Source organism: Candidatus Williamhamiltonella endosymbiont of Tuberolachnus salignus (assembly GCF_964019775.1).
GTDB lineage: Bacteria > Pseudomonadota > Gammaproteobacteria > Enterobacterales > Enterobacteriaceae > Hamiltonella > Hamiltonella defendens.
Genome location: NZ_OZ026471.1, coordinates 249,881 through 269,439 on the forward strand (window position 1 = coordinate 249,881; position 19,559 = coordinate 269,439).

A 19,559-nucleotide genomic window follows, 5' to 3' on the forward strand; every position below is an offset into this window, starting at 1 on the left:
TCTGACTTACAATCTCTTGCTTATCCCTTATTTTTAAAGAGCAATTTCTTGAAAACACTGAAGCTGTTTTTAAGATAGTTTTGAACACATCTCTGTGGCGTCCCCTAGGGGGTTCGAACCCCTGTTACCGCCGTGAAAGGGCGGTGTCCTAGGCCTCTAGACGAAGGGGACAGCGTCTTTTTTCATGATTTATCAGATAATGTGAGTGGACACTGATAGTGAGAGTTTATAGTTAAGGAGGTGATCCAACCGCAGGTTCCCCTACGGTTACCTTGTTACGACTTCACCCCAGTCATGAATCACAAAGTGGTAGGCGCCCTCCTTGCGGTTAAGCTACCTACTTCTTTTGCAACCCACTCCCATGGTGTGACGGGCGGTGTGTACAAGGCCCGGGAACGTATTCACCGTAGCATTCTGATCTACGATTACTAGCGATTCCGACTTCATGGAGTCGAGTTGCAGACTCCAATCCGGACTACGACGTACTTTCTGAGTTCCGCTTTCCCTCGCAGGTTCGCATCCCTTTGTATACGCCATTGTAGCACGTGTGTAGCCCTACTCGTAAGGGCCATGATGACTTGACGTCGTCCCCACCTTCCTCCGGTTTATCACCGGCAGTCTCCTTTGAGTTCCCGCCTCTACGCGCTGGCAACAAAGGACAAGGGTTGCGCTCGTTGCGGGACTTAACCCAACATTTCACAACACGAGCTGACGACAGCCATGCAGCACCTGTCTCACGGTTCCCGAAGGCACTTGCGCATCTCTGCACAATTCCGTGGATGTCAAGAGTAGGTAAGGTTCTTCGCGTTGCATCGAATTAAACCACATGCTCCACCGCTTGTGCGGGCCCCCGTCAATTCATTTGAGTTTTAACCTTGCGGCCGTACTCCCCAAGCGGTCGATTTAACGCGTTAGCTCCGGACGCCACAGTTCAAGACCGCAACCTCCAAATCGACATCGTTTACAGCGTGGACTACCAGGGTATCTAATCCTGTTTGCTCCCCACGCTTTCGCACCTCAGCGTCAGTCTTTCTCCAGGGGGCCGCCTTCGCCACCGGTATTCCTCCAGATATCTACGCATTTCACCGCTACACCTGGAATTCTACCCCCCTCTAGAAAACTCTAGCGACCCAGTTTCAAATGCCATTCCCAAGTTGAGCTCGGGGATTTCACATCTGACTTAACTCACCGCCTACATGCCCTTTACGCCCAGTTATTCCGATTAACGCTCGCACCCTCCGTATTACCGCGGCTGCTGGCACGGAGTTAGCCGGTGCTTCTTCTGCGAGTAACGTCAAAAATAAATGGTATTCGCATTTATCGCTTCCTCCTCGCTGAAAGTGCTTTACAACCCGAAGGCCTTCTTCACACACGTGGCATGGCTGCATCAGGCTTTCGCCCATTGTGCAATATTCCCCACTGCTGCCTCCCGTAGGAGTCTGGACCGTGTCTCAGTTCCAGTGTGGCGGGCTATCCTCTCAGACCCGCTAGAGATCGTCGCCTAGGTAAGCCTTTACCTTACCTACCAGCTAATCTCATCTGGGCTCATCCGACGGCGTGAGGCCCGAAGGTCCCCCACTTTGGTCTCGCGACTTCATGCGGTATTAGCTGCCGTTTCCAGCAGTTATCCCCCTCCTTCGGCCAGATTCCCAGACTTTACTCACCCGTCCGCCGCTCGCCGACGTGAACTCAGTAAACTGCGCTCACTCGATGCCGCTCGACTTGCATGTGTTAGGCCTGCCACCAGCGTTCAATCTGAGCCATGATCAAACTCTTCAATTCTTACTTCTTATTCTCTTCGTCTCACAAACATCTCTGTTTGCTCAACATCATAACGTTAATATCATTCCCTCTCACTTCAGTGCACACACACATTATCTGATAAATTTTTAAAGAGCTGCTTCCTAATCACAACATGACCGCGCATTCTACTCACTTATTCTCTCCCGTCAACTCCTTTACATCCCTTTCTTCCATTACAATACACATCTATCATGCTAATTCATTACATTTAACGTCTCGTATATTTTGAGGTTTATAGTTAATTCTGAAATTCTGCAGAAAATCGAGTCAACTGTTGACAAATAAATTCATTGGGCGTGAGAAATTACATTCTATGATGTTTTTTTTGATGATACCTTAACCATGACTGGGCGTAATAATCGACCATTTAAAGTATAACCTTTACAGACGATAGAAGTAATATGGTTAGGTTCATGCATATCTGATTCAACAACTCCCACGGCTTGATGAATATCCGGATTGAAGGGTAGATTACATTCAGATTCAACCACTTCTATACCAAATTTATTGACAGTATCTAATAACGATTTTAATGTGAGTTCAATGCCTTCAATTATTGGATTCGCTCCCTTCTCAGATTTATTCACTGTTTCTAAGGCGCGCTCTAGGTTGTCAATTACAGGCAGTAGGTCATAGGCAAATTTTTGAAGAGCAAATTTATGTGCCTTCTCTATATCTCTTTGAGTACTACGGTGAATATTCTGTTCATTCGCTTTATGCCTTAACAAATTTTCATTCTCACGCTTTAATGCATCCGTTAATTGAGATTCTAATTTTAAAATTCGAGCTTTCATTGTAATAATATCGCTACTTTTTTCACTTTCTTTTTTAATAAGATGAGATTCATCATTTTCTACTGGTGTTGAAGTTTGTTGATCTATCTGCTCTTCTGCTTGTTTTTCTAAATTTATATCAAAACTTTCTTCTTCAGATTGTTTCTCGCTCATCTTAATTTTTCTCCTAATTCGATTTAGCATGCATGTTAAAATTTAAGTTTATTATGGGGATCACTCGCCATGATTCAAGTGAATTAATTACAATCTACAGTAACGATAAGATCGTGTGAGACAATACAAACGAATGAATAAAAAATTTAATAGCATAGGTATTCTTGGTCGCCCTAGAGATTCAGAGGCTTTAGCAACTCATCATATGTTATATCACTGGCTAAAATCTGAAAATTACACAGTTATTGTTGAGCGAGAGATTGCAGATGCTCTTTCTCTAAGAGATGTGACGACAGCTAGCCTAAAAGATATTGGTAGTCAATCCGATCTCGCCATAGTAGTAGGGGGAGATGGTAATATGCTAGGTGCAGCGAGAATATTAGCGCAATATGATATCAAAGTAATAGGAGTGAACCGAGGAAACCTCGGTTTTTTAACTGATTTAAGCCCAGATAATGTACAAAAAGAACTTTCCGAAGTGTTAAAAGGTGAATATCTCACCGAACGACGTTTTTTATTAGAAACGCAGGTAAAGTCTTCTCTAACATTGATTGAGCCAAACAACTCGAGCTGCCCGAGAACACCTAATTTAACTGGAACTGCAATTAATGAAATGGTGTTACATCCAGAGAAAGTCGCTCATATGATTGAATTTGAAGTATGGATTGATGATCTTTTTGCTTTTTCTCAGCGTTCTGATGGATTGATCATTGCTACTCCTACCGGTTCTACCGCTTATTCGCTCTCTGCAGGCGGACCAATTTTAACTCCTACTTTGGAAGCTATTTTGTTAGTTCCTATGTTTCCCCATACCCTTTCTGCTAGACCTTTGGTAATTAACAGCAACAGTAAAATTTGTTTAAAATTTAAAAATTCAAATCATAATCTAAAAATAAGTTGTGATAGCCAAACAGTTTTATCGATTGGAAATGATCAAGAAGTGGTCATTTATAAAAGCGCTCATCATCTCAATTTAATCCATCCAAAAGATTACATTTATATTAATAGACTGAATACAAAACTTGGATGGTCAAAAAAATTATTTTAAAAATAAAAAGCTATTTAAAAACGCAGAGACACAGATATGCTTCTGCTTGTTATGGTGTGTGCCTAAACAATCAATTATGTTATATAAAGTGACAGATAAAGTAAGAGGATAACTATGTCACGAGAAGTGATAACAAAGCCCATATGGGTAACATTAAAAACCTTATTAGCTTATATAAGAGTAGCTTACAATTAATTAAAAAAAATTACTTTATTAAAAGTGCCATATCTCATATCTGTTAAAAGCTTATTTAACATAAGTAAATGCAGTAGTAACGTGCTTGACACCACTCACTTTACTGGCTATTTCTGCTGCAGATTCACCTTCTTTTCTTGTCAGTAAGCCCAATAAAAATACTTCTCCATTTTCTGTTACTACCTTTAATTTTGATGATTTCATCGAAAGTATGGATAAAAGCTGAGAACGAACTTTAGTGGTGATCCATATGTCCGATGAAGTGGTTGCTAAATCAACGGGCCGCCCCTGACGAATTTCATTGTATATTTCACTCACTCCTTCTACCTTAGCAACAATCGCTTTTGCACGTTCCGAAAGTTCAGAGGACTGTGCTTCACCCGTCAGCAAAATTTTACCCTGATAAGCCGTCACTGATATTTTTGCTTCTTTTTTTAATTTTGGATCTTTATTAATTGCATTAATGACACGTAGCTCTAAGGTGCTATCGTCGACCTGCGTTCCTATTGTGCGCGGATCAACCGCTGATTTTGTCGCAACAGCAGCAGCCCCAATCAATACGGCACCTACACAACCCTGCAAAATCACGCTGCTTAACACGATAGCCGCCAAATTTATTTTCATTTTTTCTCCCATTCATGATCCTGCTGAAGAAATAAAATATGATCAATTAAATCACATAAACAGTTCACAACGACCATATGTACTTGTTCAACACCCACGCTACGAGAAGAAGGCACTCGAATCTCAACATCATTTTCTCCCAAAAGACCTTGTAGCTCATCTCCATCATCGCCTGTCAATGCAATAATTTGCATATTACGAGTGAGTGCAGCTTCAACACCTTTAATGATGGCAGGATGATTACCTCGAGTCGAAATGGCAAAAAAGATATCCCCTGATTGACCTAAAGCCTGTACTTGCCGTGCATAAATTTCATAATGCAAATGTTCGTAATTCATCGCGGTAAGCAATATGTTGTCTGAACTTAAAGTGATGGCCGGTAAGCTAGGGCGTTCTGTTTCAAAACGATCGATCATATTGGTGACAAAACGCTGAGCATTAGCTGCGGATGAACCGTTACCACAGCAAAGAATTTTATTGCCATTCGTTAATGCTTGTACAAGGAGGGTTACAGCATAACACAAGGACTGAGGCAAGGCTTCTGCAGCAGCAATTTGGGTTTGAATACTTTCAGTAAAGTAATGTTTGATTCTATCCAACACGTAATATAACCACTCTCATAATAAAAATGATTAGTTAAAAGATCGTATTTAGTTAAATGCGTTTTGAAACCATTCGAATTGATTGCCAGTAATGGCAAAAACGTCAAAACGATAGGATGTATTAAAATGGCTTCCACGTTTTGATAGCCAGATTGCGGCCGCATCACGTAAGCGTTTTTGCTTTTTGTTATTGATGCTGTCGGCCGCACTTCCAAAAAAAGAATTTCGTTTAAATCGAACCTCAACAAAAACCCATGTTTTTTGATCACGCATAATAAGATCGATCTCAGCGCTCCGAAGAGTAACATTAGCCTCTTTAAAAACCAAACCCGCTTTTTCAAGATAACGGCGGGCGATCATTTCATAGCGAAAACCTATTTCTCTTCGACTTAATGTTTTGTCCATCATTTTTGATGATCCTGTTTTACTCTTTATATATCAATTAATTCACGAAACTATGCACTGAGTAATAAATTTTAAATGTTTTTTAACGTTTTTATAATAAAAATCATATAAAAGTGTCGAGTAAAATTTAAATTTGAGATCAGCGTCGTATTTTTAAAAACTTTACTATTCAGTTTCTGATAATCATATATGGCACTATTAATAAGGATTTTCACTCCCGCCCTCTGGCTGACTTTGAGAAGGCGACGTTTTATTTGGCCCTAAAGAATTTTTAAGAAAACCATTTACTTTATGCTCGTCATTTGAAGAATGTTGCTCATTTTATCATCACTAATCCAAAGGGAATAATCTTGGTGCTCAAGTGATCCCTTTTGAGCGAAATAAGCGGCGTTATAACAGGCATTTCTCAATGGCTCGAGAAATAGATCTCTGCGTGTCTGAGAAGAGCAATAAGGACTAACTTGTTGAGAAAAATAAACAGCTTCTTTGACAAAAAATGACGTTAAAAATAGCCTAGAGGTCTTGTTCGGTTTATTAAATATAATTTTTTCTAGAATGCTAAAGTATCACCTAAATCTTTAAAAGAATTTCGGTTTTTTTCTAAATGCGCTAGCGTAGGTTCAACTGGCATACTCTTTGCCTTATCAGACTGAGCGACGGGCTGATTAGGGTTCTGTGGTCATAAACTGTCTTCCAGGAAGAACGCTTTTAGCATCATTTTCATCAAATTTAGAGTCATTGACTGATTTTTTAAGTACAATAACTTTATTTCTCTTTCTAATTTTTTAAGAAAAATTTTTAATAAGACAATGAATTTAAAAGAAATTAAAGCATTAACTAAAGAAGACATGGCAGCGTTAAATGTCATTATCATCGATCAGATGCATTCTGATATAGAGCTTGTCAATCAATTAAGCGCTTATATTATTAATGGGGGTGGAAAACGTATTCGCCCCATGATTTCAATTTTATCGGCTCGCGCATTAAATTATAAAGGCGATCAACATATTATTGTGGCCGCATTAATAGAATTTATTCATACCGCAACCTTGTTGCACGATGATGTCGTCGATAAATCTGATCTGCGTCGTGGGAAAAAAACAGCAAATACCGTTTTTGGTAATTCTGCAAGTGTCTTGGTTGGAGATTTTATTTACACCCGAGCATTTCAGATGATGACTGATTTAGGTTCAATGCGCATCCTAAAAGTGATGTCTTCAGCCACTAATGTGATTTCTGAAGGGGAGGTACAGCAATTAATGTATTGTAATAATGTGAACATTACCGAATATGATTATATGAAAGTCATATATAGCAAAACAGCGCGTTTGTTTGAAGCCGCCTCACAATCTGCGGCCATCTTGGCAAAAGCAAGCCCAGAACAAGAATCAGCACTGCAAAGTTATGGCTGTTATCTTGGAACAACATATCAATTAATCGATGATCTGCTTGATTACAATTCAAAGGGCAATCTTTTTGGCAAAGACATTGGGGATGACCTTGATGAAGGTAAGGCGACTTTACCACTACTACATGCCATGCATCATGGCACAGAAGAACAAAAGCAGATGATTTCATTCGCAATTAAACGAGGAAATGCGCGTCAATCGCTTCCTCAAATACTCAACATTATGAAACAATGTGGATCATTGGGATATACGTTGAATAGAGCAAAAGAAGAAGCGAATAAAGCCATCTCAGCACTACAAATTTTACCTAAAAATTCTTATCGTACAGCGCTAGAGAGCCTTGCTTATTTCGCTGTGAAGCGTTCATTTTAATTTTTTTCTTCAATATATCTGAAAGCAAAACCATCAAAATGGTTGATTAATCGTTACTCAGTCTTTTTATTAACCCTTGAATACCTTCACGAAAAAGAAACGCAATCAGTTTTTCACGTTCAGAATCTGTTAATTGGCGGTACGCTTCTATCCAGATAGTAAATGGATCCTGTTGATTTAAGCTATACTTTTCAGCGTCTTCCTTTAACCTTAACTGTTTTAAAATTGGTTTTGGTAAACTATCAATGTGATATTCAAGTGCCTTCCCCTGAACGCCTAACCGACGCCGATGTTTCCAACCTTGTCGGCGCGCCATTTGATTAATCCCTTGCGTTGAAGACGGAAGCCCGGGGGAATGAATTAATTCCTTAGCCGAAAACCATTCCTTATCCATAGAACTGTTTACCTCTGATTTCATTTAAATGTTTATTGATTTGTTGAAAACAATAAAAATCATCATTTTGTTTTTCAATTCAGATAAATCTCGTCGTTTTTTTTAATTCATTTATTTTTTGAAAAAAACTCAACATTTTGATTTTAAAGATTTTTTTAAAAAATGTATTTTTTTTGTATCATTTTTTTTGTTTATTGAGATGTACTTAACAAAAAACGATTTTTAGAAAAATTTAGGAAATTTTTTCTAAAAAATAATGATATAATTTCCGAATAAAAACCTTTAAGTTCAAAAAATAACTAATGAAAGCAAGTTAGTTATAACATTAATTAACCAGTATCTTACAATAAAGAAGGATAAACAATGATTTTAAGGAAATCTGATTGGCATTCAGCCGATATTATTGCAGCATTGCGTAAAAAGAAAATCACATTAGCAGCTTTATCTAGAAAATCAGGATTGGGCTCTTCCACTTTAGCTAATACATTAATAAGACCTTGGCCTAAGGGAGAATGGCTGATTGCCGAATGTTTAGGGGTCCATCCGTCGGATATTTGGCCTACCCGTTATTTCGATTCAGAAACAGGTCAACCGATTGAGAGAAAAATCAGAAAAAAATTCAAAGAGAGTTTAGAAGAGGTGGATACACATTAAAGGAATATAAAAAAGGATTTATTTATAACATTGTTTTATGAAACCGCTCACAGATATCCCATTCATCTGAGGGCTCTTGGCCTTCGTCCATGTATGCTTGATATTTTTTAGAGCGGTTCTCATTTATTTTGATTAATTAAAGAGTAGTTTATAGCTATGATTTATTTTTAATTTAATAACGCATTTTTAAACTGAAAAAATGATCCTAAATCTGCACGGCTCGATTCAATTTACAAAATTGACTGCATTTTGATTGATGACACTTTGCTGAACAATACCGTTTTATCAATTTTGAATTATTTTTAAAAAATTTTGACAAAAAATATTAACTTGATTCCAGTCAGTATATTCCACTTCTTTACTGGTATCGGTTTCACCCTGCGTTAAACTCATAATGAGCTGAATCAGCATTTTATCCCACCAGCGATAATGCGGATAACGCAACGCCCCGGCAAATACTTCAGATAACAGGGGCTTCCAAGGTGTTTTTAATAGAAATTGACGGACATAACTGTTGGTTTGTGGGGAACACTTCTCTGGCTTTCGAGCCAATAAATTCACGGAAAAAAAAGCCGTCGGCATTTGATTTAAAAGCACAATATGTTGTTTGATGAACTGATTTAAGATTCGGTTAAAACGGCCATAATGTACAGATGCACCGATGATCACCTGTTGATAGGATTTCAGGTTAATGTCCATGGCTCCAGAAAGGGCCTTGATCTCAGATGTCATCGAAAATGATAATTTATCTGCAATAAAAGAGGCAATTTTCTTTGTTTGCCCTTCCCTAGTCGAATAAAGAATTAATGTTTTTGTTTTCATCCCTTTGCTCCTGCCTAAAGTGCCTGTTTTTTTTCATTTGAAGCGGAAATTTTTATAAAACAGGGAGAGTAATATTCTCAAACAGCCCTTTTATTTGTTGATGGGAGTGCAAGGAACACGCTTTATCCACAAGTGTTCGAGTGAGATGGGGGGCGAAACGCTTTACAAAATCATACATATAACCACGTAAAAAAGTATGGCGACGAAAACCAATATGAGTGATGCTGTCATCAAAAATAGCGCGAGCGTCAATACGAATTAAATCACTGTCTTGTATAGGATCCATCGCAATATTAGCAATCACGCCTACCCCTAGACCCAAACGTACATAAGTTTTTATAACATCTGCATCTGTGGCCGTAAAAGCAATATTCGGTGTTAAACCGGAGGCATAAAACGCTTTATCTAAGGTTGAGCGTCCTGTAAAACCAAAGGTATAGGTCACGATCGGATAAGCCGCTAATTCTTGAATGTTAAAAGAAGTTCGGTGGGCTAAGGGATGATCAGGCTTAACAACGATGATCCGCCTCCACCGATAGCAAGGCAACATCACCGCGTCACCATATAAATCTTCATCCTCAGTGGTAATAGCCAAATCCACTTTACCCTTTGACAAAGCGCCCGCTATCTGAATTGGCGAACCTTGATGTATATGTAAGGACACCTTAGGATAATTTTTAATAAACCCTTTGATCAATTTAGGTAATGTGTATCGGGCCTGAGTATGAGTGGTTGCGATACATAATACTCCTTGATCTGGCGCTTTATATTCTGTTGCCACAGCTTTGATTAAACTCACTTTCGCTAATATTTCTTGAGCCATCACCATGATTTTTTTTCCAGGCACGGTGATCTCTGTCAAATGTTTTCCATTGCGTGCAAAAATTTGTATTCCAAGTTCTTCTTCTAACATTTTAATCTGTTTACTGATTCCTGGTTGAGAGGTATATAAACCCGCTGCAGTAGAAGATAAATTAAGATCATGGTTAACAATTTCAACAATATAACGAAGTTGCTGTAATTTCATCTTTAAAATATCCTTTTATAAAGCACAGAGACGCTCCGATTGAGCAAAATCTTTGGTTCTCGCCTTCTTACATTACATTCATCACTCTATTTACGACTTTACAAGAGGTCTTTTTTTACCTTCAACCCATTGCCCATCAATGTAAAATGCACACCAACCTGTTGCTTTTCCTGATTTTTCAGAAGAAATATACTGCTCCTTCGTTTTACGACTAAAACGGAGGAATGTTTTATTCCCCTCTGTATCTTTTAGGGGCGCCTCGACGAGATAATGCCATTTTTCTGGAAGCCTATCTTTAAAACGCTGTAATTCTTCCACTCGGGGAGCTCTGGTTTCACGTGATCGAGGAAAGGTGCTGGCCGCAAGAAACAAACCTGCCGCTCCATCACGCAACACAAAATAAGCATCAGATTTTTCACAGAGTAATTCAGGTAAAGGCACGGGATTTTCTTTCGGGGGAGCCACTTCTCCATTACGCAAAATCTTACGGGTATTTTTGCATTCTTCATTCGTACATCCCATATATTTACCAAAACGCCCCACTTTTAAATGCATTTCATGCGCACATTTGTCACATTCTACGATCGGACCTTCATACCCTTTAATACGAAACTCCCCCTGCTCCATTTGATATCCATCACAGATAGGGTTGTTACCACAAATATGTAATTTCCGCGCTGTATCAAGCAGATAACTGTCCATCGCAGTTTCGCATTTTTCACACCTGCGTCGCGAACGTAATGCATTAGTCTCTGCTTCATCTCCATCAAGAAGATTTAAAATTTCATTTTCTGGGATCAAATTAAGCGTCGTTTTGCAACGTTCTTTGGGTGGTAACGCGTAACTCGAGCAACCCAGGAAAACACCCGTGCTGGCTGTACGTATCCCCATTTTTTGGCCGCAAGCAGGGCAATTAATATCCATTATCACCATTGAATTTGGACGCATTCCCCCTTCTGAGGGATCTTTTTCAGCGATATTCAGTTGCTCGCTAAATTCACTGAAAAATTCATCCAGCACCTTTTTCCATTCTGCTTGATGCTGAGCAATTTGATCTAATGCATTTTCCATACGAGCGGTGAAATCATAATTCATCAATTCACGAAAATTTTCTTCTAAGCGATTTGTGACGATCTCGCCCATCTTTTCTGCATAGAAACGGCGATTTTCAATGCGGACATAACCTCGCTCCTGAACAGTGGAAATAATAGTGGCATAAGTGGAAGGGCGCCCTATGCTGCGTTTTTCTAATTCCTTAACCAAAGAAGCTTCACTATAGCGGCCAGGCGGCTTGGTGAAATGTTGGCTGGGAATCAATTTTTCTAAATGCATAGAAGTCCCGACGGCTATGATTGGCAAAGTCTCCTCCTCGTCTCCTTTGCGCAAAGCCGGCATCACTTTAGTCCAGCCATCAAACCGCAAGGTCCGGCCTTTAGCCCGTAATTGATAGTTTTTTGCCTCTACGATCAAAGTGGTCACATCGTATTGAGCCGGGGTCATTTGGCAGGCCACAAACTGACGCCATATCAGCTGATACAGCTTTCTCGCATCTGGTTCCATGTCTTCTAACTGTTCTGAGAACACGTCAACATTCGAGGGTCTTATGGCTTCGTGCGCTTCTTGGGCATTTTTTTTATTGCCATATTCATAAGCAGGTGAAATTAAATAACGATTGCCAAAATGCTTCTGAATATAATTCCTCACCATGCTTAATGCGTCCTGGCTGAGATGTGTGGAATCAGTACGCATATAAGTGATGTGACCTGCTTCATATAACCTTTGCGCCATCAACATGGTTTTTTTAACGCCAAACCCTAAGCGAGTGCTTGCTGCTTGTTGTAACGTGGAGGTAATAAAAGGTGCGCCCGCTTTACTGCTGGTCGGTTTGTCTTTTCGGTCTAAAACAACATATTGTGCATCTTCTAGATCTTTAACCGCAGCATAGGTTTGCTCTCGATTCAAAGGTTTAAAAGGCTCACCTTCAAAATGACTGACCATCATGGGGATCATGATTTTCTGTGGTGTCAACAGATTTGCCTCTAAATGCCAATATTCTTGAGGCACAAAAGCTTTGATTTCTCTTTCTCTTTCTACGACGAGGCGGACAGCAACAGATTGCACTCGCCCTGCAGATAGCCCACGGGCGATTTTTTTCCACAAAAGGGGAGATACCATATAACCCACAACACGATCCATAAATCGCCGAGCCTGTTGAGCATGAATGCGATTCATATTTAATTCGCCTGGCTTTTTAAAAGCCTGTTGAATCGCATTTTGGGTGATTTCATTGAAAATCACCCGACTGAAACGCTGGGGATCACCGCCAATGACTTCACGTAAATGCCACGCAATCGCTTCCCCTTCACGATCTAAGTCTGTCGCCAAATAGATATGATCTGCCTTTGCTGCTAAGGCTTTCAATTCGGAAACCACTTTTTCTTTACCAGATAAAATTTCATATTGCGCCTTCCAGCCATGATAGGGATCAATCCCCATACGTTTGATCAGGCTACTTTGATGATCTTGAAACATCTTTTTTTCAGTCTTTTGTTTTTTTATGATTTCTGAAGCGTTTTTTTTATTATTAGAACCACTTTTTGGTAAATCGCGGATATGCCCTACACTCGATTTCACCACATAATGACTGCCTAAATATTTATTAATTGTTTTGGCTTTAGCCGGAGACTCAACTATCACGAGCGATTTACCCATAATTTTTTATTACCTGAATTAAAATTTTTAAAAAAAAGGGCAAAATTGATTCCATGCCATAAATTCAAAAAAAGAAAGATTGATTCATGTTTTCTTGAGTTCAAATATATTGATTATTTACAAGCGTCGCCAGATTGTTTTTTAGATGAAGGGTTTTTCTCCTCTCCGCCACCAGCGCAATAATAAACGATCCGCACTTTTTACCATACTGCCTGTTAAGCGCTCTATTAAGCTTTTATGGGTTTGATACGATACACGGATGATTTGATGATTTTCCATTTTTGAAATCAACCAATCATCACTCGTACCTATGCTGTCTACCAGACCTTTCTCTTTGGCTTGAACGCCAAACCAATGCTCACCGGTTGACACGGTGTTGATATCAATCTGAGGGCGTTTTTCCTGTACAAATTGCTTAAACAAAAGATGGGTTTCATTTAATTCTTCACAAAACTTTTCACGCCCTTGCTCTGTATTTTCGCCAAATACGGTTAATGTTCGCTTAAACTCACCTGCCGTATGCAATTCAACATCAATATTATTTTTTTGTAAAAAACGATGAAAGTTAGGAATTTGTGCTACGACGCCAATCGAACCTATGATGGCAAAAGGCGCAGACAAAATATGATCTCCGACACAAGCCATCATATAACCTCCACTGGCCGCAATTTTATCGACCGAGACCACTAAAGAAACGCCAGCTTGACGAAAACGCGCTAATTGTGATGCGGCCAAGCCATAGCCATGAACAACTCCCCCTGGGCTTTCTAAACGAAGAAAAACACTGTCTTCTGTCGTCATCACACTCAATATAGCGGAGACCTCTTCTCTTAAGGAACTGACCTGATGGGCGTCTATGCTTCCGTTAAAATCAATAACGTAAATACAAGGTTTCTGTGAATGGTGTTGGCCCGATGTCATCTTTTGCTTTTTGAATTTTGCTTTAAGCTTTTTTTGTTTTTTTTTCGTCTTATGAAAAATTTTTTGTTCTGATTCACACATTTTAAATAAACGAATTTGTTCTTCTATCTCTTTATATTTTTTCCCTAAATCAAAAAATTTCAGTTCACCAGTTTGGTCTGATTTACGTTGTCGAATATGGATGATGAGTACAGCAAATACCGCAAAGGCACCTAATATGGTGATCATTTTTGCTAAAAACAGGCCATACAAAGAAAGTAATTCCACAAATTTTATCCTTATTAAAAACATGATAACGGACGGCTCGCGTAACCTCGCTGCAAGTTTTTCAGAAAGTAGATTTCATAAAATCTGGTCACTCTAGCATCTGCAACGGTTTACGCAAAGGGCGTCTAAAGGCATCTGGTTTTGTCTATGTACCAGAATCTATCATTTCTGATTTTTTATTATTTTTCATATTGCTCTTGATATTGACGCATGAATTGATATGCATTTTTGAATCGATTTATGTCATATTTTTCAAAATTGTCATCATATTGTTCTTTGACTTTTGCCCAAAGGGGCCATAGTACATACTGTATAAATTTAAATAACAGTATTTTTTGTTTGGATTCCTTAGGGATATTTCTTTCAAAATAATACGTTAAAAATATTTGTTCTTCTTCACTGTTAAACTGACATTCTAGAAAATGCGACGCTAAATCCCACATGGGATCATTCATGCCCGAATATTCCCAATCAATTAAATAGATTTTATCTCCACTTTTAACAATATTTTCTGCAACTAAATCGTTATGACAAGGGCATCTATCTTTATTCAACCTGTCTAAAATTTTTTCTGTTTTATAAAAAAATTCAACCAGCATTTTATTATGATAAATACCATCATGGTCATGTTTTAAATTTAAAATATGTTGATATTTTTTATATTCAGAAAAAGCATTAAATTCATTACAAAATTTAATATTTGATTGATGCAATTGACGAAAACAAAGACTGATATTTTCAATATTATTTTTTTTTCTTACAAGGCCCGGGCTGAATGTTTCTGAATCAGGAATGTATTGAGTTATTTTTATTCCACTTATAGTATCAAAATAAATTGTTTCTGGATTGATACCCATTTTAAAAACTAATTCGCTGTTATTTTTTTCATTATGACGATTAATAAAATTCTCAGTAGCAACACCAGGTACACGAAGCACTAATTTCATTTTTTTCGTTAATATTAGGTAATTTTTATTTGTTATACCTCCGATAGCGGTAATCTTTATGTTTTCATCTTTATTTAAATTCAGTTCTTTAATTAGAAAGCTTTTCATAATTTGATTATTCATTTTTTTATTTATATCTATATTGTAAGTGTACTGAATCTGAACGGTTTTTCTGCACTGGATACCATGTGATAGCGTTGGTAAAGAAACCTCTCAAAAATAATAAAATTTTGCCAATAAATATTGCATCCACATTCTATGAAAGCTACTCTCTGGCGCACTTAACATTTCACTAAAATCAGGTCAATGAGTATTCAACTAAAGGGCATTAACTGTTATTACGGTTCACAACAAGCACTTTACAATATCAGATTATATTGTCCTGAAGGGGAGATATTAGTCTTACTTGGGCCCAGCGGTGCAGGCAAAAGCTCTTTATTGCGAGTATTAAATTTGCTCGAAATGCCGGGTTCTGGAATCTTGCAGATTGCAGGGCATTATTTCGATTTCAATGAAAATTTATCAGAAAACATTATTCGTGAATTACGAAAAAACGTGGGTATGGTATTTCAGCAATATCATCTTTGGCCACATTTATCGGTGATGCAAAATTTAATAGAAGCGCCTTGTTGTTTACTGGGGCTTTCTAAACAGGAAGCGCGTTTTAGGGCTGAAAAGTTGCTGGCTCGTTTACGTTTGCAGAATTTTTCAGATCGTTATCCGTTGCATCTTTCTGGAGGGCAACAGCAGCGAGTCGCTATTGCACGAGCACTTATGATGGAACCTAAGGTCTTATTATTTGACGAGCCCACAGCGGCCTTAGATCCTGAAATTACGGCCCAAGTGGTGGATATTATTCGAGAACTTTCTGAAACAGGCATCACACAAGTGATAGTGACACATGAACTTGAATTTGCCCGCAAAACAGCAACTCGGCTTGTTTACATGGAAAATGGAAAAATAATAGAGGAAGGGGATGGTAATCTCTTTAAACACCCCAAAACAGAAGCCTTTGCCCATTATTTATCACATTAGGCGAGAGTTTATTTCTTCAGGTCTATTTTTAAACATCCACACCATGAATGGTGGAAAACCGTGAATCCATGATGCTCTATCTTATAGTAAGAACAGGAGTTAAAAATGAAAAAATTAGTCCTTTCTGTATTTTTTGCCCTTGTCAGCCTGGCGATCAGTTTGTGTGTGTTTGCTGAGAAAAAAATTCTTCGTTTTGCGACTGAGGCCTCTTATCCTCCTTTTGAGTTTATGAGTGCTCATAATGAAATCGAAGGATTTGACATAGACCTGGCGAAGGCACTGTGTCAAAAAATGCAGATAGAGTGTGTTTTTGTAAATCAGGCCTTTGATAGCTTAATACCAAGCCTTAAATCGCGTCGTATCGATGCTGTTATCGCAGGGCTGGATATCACTCCGGAACGTTCAAAACAAGTGGCTTTCACGACCCCATATTGTAAAAATTCCGCTTTATTTATTATTCAAACCGGTAAATTTGCTGGCATAGACGATTTAAAGGGGAAACGAGTGGGTATGCAAAATGGCAGCACACATCAAAAATTTTTGATGGACGAACATCCTGAAATGATTCCCATTTCTTATAGCACTTATCAAAATGCCATTTTAGATCTTAAAAATGGTCGCTTGGACGCTGTTTTTGGTGATACAGCGGCAGTCAATCAATGGCTGATAAAAAATCCAACTCTGGGTGCACTGGGAAATAAAATTACCGACTCTGATTATTTTGGGGTAGGTTTGGGCATTGCAGTCAAGCAAGCTGATGATTCATTACTCAATAAGTTAAATGAAGCAGTAAAACAAATCAAACAGGATGGAAGCTATGACCGTATTTACAAAAAATGGTTTCCTAAGAGCTGATTTTATCAATGAATGAATTCTTTTCTTTACTCAATGCGACAGGAATGACGCTTTCCTTAGCACTTTGTTCACTGTTAGTTGGGTTATTTTTAGGAATACTTTTCGCGATCTTCGAATCATCAAAATACAGAGGGCTTCGTTATCTCATCCATGGATGGGGGATCTTATTAAGGGGGCTCCCTGAAATTTTAATCGTTTTTTTTATTTATTTTGGATCTTCAGAACTCTTTATACTACTGACAGATGGCTTTACCATAAATTTTTATCTATTTGAATTACCTATCAAATGTCATTCCAATTTCCTTGAAATTAGCCCATTTTTATGCGCTGTTATCGCATTAGCTTTGCTTTATTCTGCTTATGCTGCTCAAATTTTTCGAGGGGCATTCAAAGCCATTTCTTTTGGACAAAGAGAGTCCGGTCAAGCTTTAGGGCTTTCTTCGTTCTTTATTTTTATTCGGCTGATCATGCCGCAAATGTGGCGACATGCCTTGCCAGGTTTGGGGAATCAATGGCTGATTTTATTAAAGGATACGGCGTTAGTGTCTTTGATTAGTGTGAATGATGTGATGTTACAAGCAAAAAATATTGCGGTTCGTACTCAAGAACCTTTTACCTGGTACTGTATCGCCGCCTTGATTTATTTGGTGATCACGCTGATAAGTCAATATTTGATAAAGTGCCTTGAGATTTACACGACCCGTTTTGAACGGAATTAAAAGGCATGTTTGAATATATATTGAAAATACTCACTGGGCTGCAAATCAGTGTGACCTTAACCGCGTTTTCTCTGTTTTTTGCTTTAGGTTTATCTATTGTTTTAACTCTTATTTTGGGTCTACATAGGCCATTTTTATCGCCAATTGTTAAAATTTATCTGACGCTATTTACCGGTACTCCTTTATTAATACAAATTTTTTTAATTTATTATGGCCCTGGGCAATTCCCCTCTCTGCGCAGCTGCGCCTGGTTATGGCACTTTTTATCTCAGCCTTGGTTATGCGCGATGATGGCTTTAACGTTAAACAGTGCCGCTTATACCACGCAGTTATTTTACGGTGCTTTACGGGGACTCCCTGTTGGCCAATGGGAAGCCTGCCAGGCTCTCGGGATGTCAAAAACGCAAGCTTTGCGTGTTTTGTTGCCTTTTGCTTTGAAACGCGCCCTTTCTTCTTATTCAAATGAAGTGGTATTGATTTTTAAAAGTACATCACTGGTATACACCATTACCTTGATGGATCTGATGGGCTACACTCAGTTGATATACGGCAGAACCTACGATATCAAAGCATTTTTAGCCGTAGGTATCATTTATTTCTGCATCAACGGAGTATTGACCTTATTGATGCGTTTTGTAGAAAGGAAGGGATTGGCTTTTGAACGACGTCATTAATCTCAAGTTTTTCATTGACGCGCTCATTTTTTTCTTATCTCTTTAAGAAATGAATTCACATTCATACGTGAAAAAATCACGTCATTCCCGAAGGAATTTTTTATGAAATTTAAACATGGTACTGCCATCACATTCATTTTATTATTTTGGACCCTTCCTGAAGTAAAGGCAGCTCAAGAATTATCAGCAGAAAAAGCACAGACTCTCACGTCTTTTAAACAGATCACATTAAATGGCCGTTTTAATAACCTTGGTGAAGTGGCAGAGGCTGTGTCACGGCAGGCAGATAAACTCTCTGCATATGCTTTTTATGTTCAGGGCATTCACAGTACTAATCGGGGTGGAAATTGGCGAGTCACGGCAAATCTTTATCATAAAGACGCCGCTGTTCTTATAAAGAAAAATGATTATCGAATATTTAATGGCGTGAAAGAATTACCCCAAAAAGAAGCGGAACTATTACTTCCATTTGATACTGTAAATGTGACCGGTTTCTTTCGTAGTCAATCTGACGTTGATGAAGCCATTTCTAAAAAGGCCGCAGAAAAAAAAGCGGATGCTTTTTTTATTATTCGTCAAATAAACGCTAATAGAGGGGGCAATCAAAGTATTACGGCTTATATTTATGAAGCCAATGCGCCTAAACGCCCTGCATCAAACGCAAATTTTATTCCCGCTGATTCAGATGATGGTAAAGCGGCTTTGGCAGCAGGCGGTGGTGGCACCAAGAAGATTTTACCAATTCATGAAGAATCTTCGATGAATCCCTTCAAAAAGGTAGGTCGTCTTTTTGAAAGAGATTCGTCAGTAGGAAGTCGTTACTCGGTAACTTTACCGAATGGAATAAAAATTGAGGAATTAAATAATATCGCGGCAAAAAACATGAAGCCCTTCGATAGAGTGACTTTTACAGGACATTTTTCCAGCATGACAGATGTATCCTATCAGGTGGCCAAACGAGCAGCAAAAAAAGGGGCGAAGTACTATCATATTACTCGTCAATGGCAGAGTAAAAATGGGGGTAATTTGACTGTCACTGCGGATCTATTTAAATAAGATAGAAGGGTGGGCCAGAGATCCTGCGATGAGGTCGTTCGTTCAGATCAATCACATATTCTTTTTCGTTT

Annotated in this window: 18 protein-coding genes, 1 tRNA gene and 1 rRNA gene; 8 read left to right on the plus strand and 12 right to left on the minus strand. The window is 38.6% G+C overall.

Annotation, left to right across the window (positions count from 1 at the left end; translation table 11 throughout):
• Positions 1-95: 95 nt before the first annotated feature.
• The 3 genes from AACL23_RS01155 to grpE form a co-directional block, all read right to left on the minus strand.
• A tRNA-Glu gene (locus AACL23_RS01155) sits at positions 96-171 on the minus strand.
• Positions 172-233: 62 nt separating this feature from the next.
• Positions 234-1,782 (minus strand): 16S ribosomal RNA (locus AACL23_RS01160).
• 332 nt (positions 1,783-2,114) lie between these two features.
• Positions 2,115-2,750: a nucleotide exchange factor GrpE gene (grpE, locus tag AACL23_RS01165; protein ID WP_234817475.1), complete on the minus strand. Its 636-nt coding sequence runs from the start codon at positions 2,748-2,750 to the stop codon at positions 2,115-2,117.
• Between the two features lie 133 nt (positions 2,751-2,883).
• Between grpE and nadK the strand changes: the two genes are divergently transcribed.
• Positions 2,884-3,798, plus strand: coding sequence for an NAD(+) kinase (nadK, locus tag AACL23_RS01170; RefSeq protein ID WP_015874115.1), 915 nt, complete (start codon positions 2,884-2,886; stop codon positions 3,796-3,798).
• Between the two features lie 246 nt (positions 3,799-4,044).
• Here nadK and dolP read toward each other — a convergent pair whose 3' ends face one another.
• Genes dolP through AACL23_RS01185 form a run of 3 tightly spaced genes read right to left on the minus strand, consistent with a single transcriptional unit; the run spans position 4,045 to position 5,624 of the window.
• The gene (dolP, locus tag AACL23_RS01175; protein WP_100097090.1) at positions 4,045-4,617 is read right to left on the minus strand and encodes a division/outer membrane stress-associated lipid-binding lipoprotein; all 573 of its coding nucleotides are present in this window, start codon (positions 4,615-4,617) and stop codon (positions 4,045-4,047) included.
• Positions 4,614-5,219, minus strand: a complete 606-nt coding sequence (locus AACL23_RS01180) for an SIS domain-containing protein (protein WP_095034264.1) — start codon at positions 5,217-5,219, stop codon at positions 4,614-4,616. Before AACL23_RS01180 ends, dolP begins: the two co-directional genes overlap by 4 nt.
• A 48-nt stretch (positions 5,220-5,267) precedes the next feature.
• Positions 5,268-5,624 carry a YraN family protein gene (locus AACL23_RS01185; RefSeq protein ID WP_100097089.1) on the minus strand — a complete coding sequence of 119 codons (357 nt, stop codon included), beginning with the start codon at positions 5,622-5,624 and terminating at the stop codon, positions 5,268-5,270.
• A gap of 809 nt (positions 5,625-6,433) precedes the next feature.
• Here AACL23_RS01185 and ispB point away from each other — a divergent pair.
• Complete coding sequence (gene ispB, locus AACL23_RS01190) at positions 6,434-7,405, plus strand: octaprenyl diphosphate synthase (RefSeq protein WP_044612369.1); 972 nt, start codon at positions 6,434-6,436, stop codon at positions 7,403-7,405.
• A gap of 46 nt (positions 7,406-7,451) precedes the next feature.
• Here the strand turns inward: ispB and AACL23_RS01195 are convergent, their stop codons facing one another.
• The gene (locus AACL23_RS01195) at positions 7,452-7,799 is read right to left on the minus strand and encodes a DNA-binding protein (protein ID WP_015874122.1); all 348 of its coding nucleotides are present in this window, start codon (positions 7,797-7,799) and stop codon (positions 7,452-7,454) included.
• 363 nt (positions 7,800-8,162) lie between these two features.
• On the opposite strand from AACL23_RS01195, the gene AACL23_RS01200 reads away from it, so the two are divergent.
• The gene (locus AACL23_RS01200) at positions 8,163-8,453 is read left to right on the plus strand and encodes a helix-turn-helix transcriptional regulator (RefSeq protein WP_339049610.1); all 291 of its coding nucleotides are present in this window, start codon (positions 8,163-8,165) and stop codon (positions 8,451-8,453) included.
• A 285-nt stretch (positions 8,454-8,738) separates the two neighbouring features.
• On the opposite strand, the gene hemG is transcribed toward AACL23_RS01200, so the two are convergent.
• From hemG to AACL23_RS01225, 5 genes are all read right to left on the minus strand, one after another.
• Positions 8,739-9,275 carry a menaquinone-dependent protoporphyrinogen IX dehydrogenase gene (hemG, locus tag AACL23_RS01205; RefSeq protein WP_095034268.1) on the minus strand — a complete coding sequence of 179 codons (537 nt, stop codon included), beginning with the start codon at positions 9,273-9,275 and terminating at the stop codon, positions 8,739-8,741.
• A 52-nt stretch (positions 9,276-9,327) separates the two neighbouring features.
• Positions 9,328-10,302, minus strand: coding sequence for an HTH-type transcriptional regulator CysB (gene cysB / locus AACL23_RS01210; protein WP_100096279.1), 975 nt, complete (start codon positions 10,300-10,302; stop codon positions 9,328-9,330).
• A 90-nt stretch (positions 10,303-10,392) separates the two neighbouring features.
• The gene (gene topA, locus AACL23_RS01215; RefSeq protein WP_100096278.1) at positions 10,393-13,014 is read right to left on the minus strand and encodes a type I DNA topoisomerase; all 2,622 of its coding nucleotides are present in this window, start codon (positions 13,012-13,014) and stop codon (positions 10,393-10,395) included.
• Between the two features lie 141 nt (positions 13,015-13,155).
• Complete coding sequence (gene sohB, locus AACL23_RS01220) at positions 13,156-14,202, minus strand: protease SohB (RefSeq protein ID WP_100096277.1); 1,047 nt, start codon at positions 14,200-14,202, stop codon at positions 13,156-13,158.
• Between the two features lie 179 nt (positions 14,203-14,381).
• Positions 14,382-15,272, minus strand: a complete 891-nt coding sequence (locus AACL23_RS01225) for a choline kinase family protein (protein ID WP_100096276.1) — start codon at positions 15,270-15,272, stop codon at positions 14,382-14,384.
• Between the two features lie 183 nt (positions 15,273-15,455).
• On the opposite strand from AACL23_RS01225, the gene artP reads away from it, so the two are divergent.
• From artP to ydgH, 5 genes are all read left to right on the plus strand, one after another.
• On the plus strand, positions 15,456-16,184 hold the full coding sequence (artP, locus tag AACL23_RS01230; RefSeq protein ID WP_095034271.1) for an arginine ABC transporter ATP-binding protein ArtP: 729 nt from the start codon (positions 15,456-15,458) through the stop codon (positions 16,182-16,184).
• A 105-nt stretch (positions 16,185-16,289) separates the two neighbouring features.
• Positions 16,290-17,039: a lysine/arginine/ornithine ABC transporter substrate-binding protein gene (locus AACL23_RS01235; protein WP_100096275.1), complete on the plus strand. Its 750-nt coding sequence runs from the start codon at positions 16,290-16,292 to the stop codon at positions 17,037-17,039.
• A gap of 8 nt (positions 17,040-17,047) precedes the next feature.
• Positions 17,048-17,758: an arginine ABC transporter permease ArtQ gene (gene artQ, locus AACL23_RS01240; protein ID WP_100096274.1), complete on the plus strand. Its 711-nt coding sequence runs from the start codon at positions 17,048-17,050 to the stop codon at positions 17,756-17,758.
• Positions 17,759-17,763: 5 nt separating this feature from the next.
• On the plus strand, positions 17,764-18,432 hold the full coding sequence (gene artM, locus AACL23_RS01245) for an arginine ABC transporter permease ArtM (protein WP_100096273.1): 669 nt from the start codon (positions 17,764-17,766) through the stop codon (positions 18,430-18,432).
• Positions 18,433-18,534: 102 nt separating this feature from the next.
• The gene (gene ydgH, locus AACL23_RS01250) at positions 18,535-19,488 is read left to right on the plus strand and encodes a DUF1471 family protein YdgH (RefSeq protein WP_100096272.1); all 954 of its coding nucleotides are present in this window, start codon (positions 18,535-18,537) and stop codon (positions 19,486-19,488) included.
• Positions 19,489-19,559 lie beyond the last annotated feature (71 nt).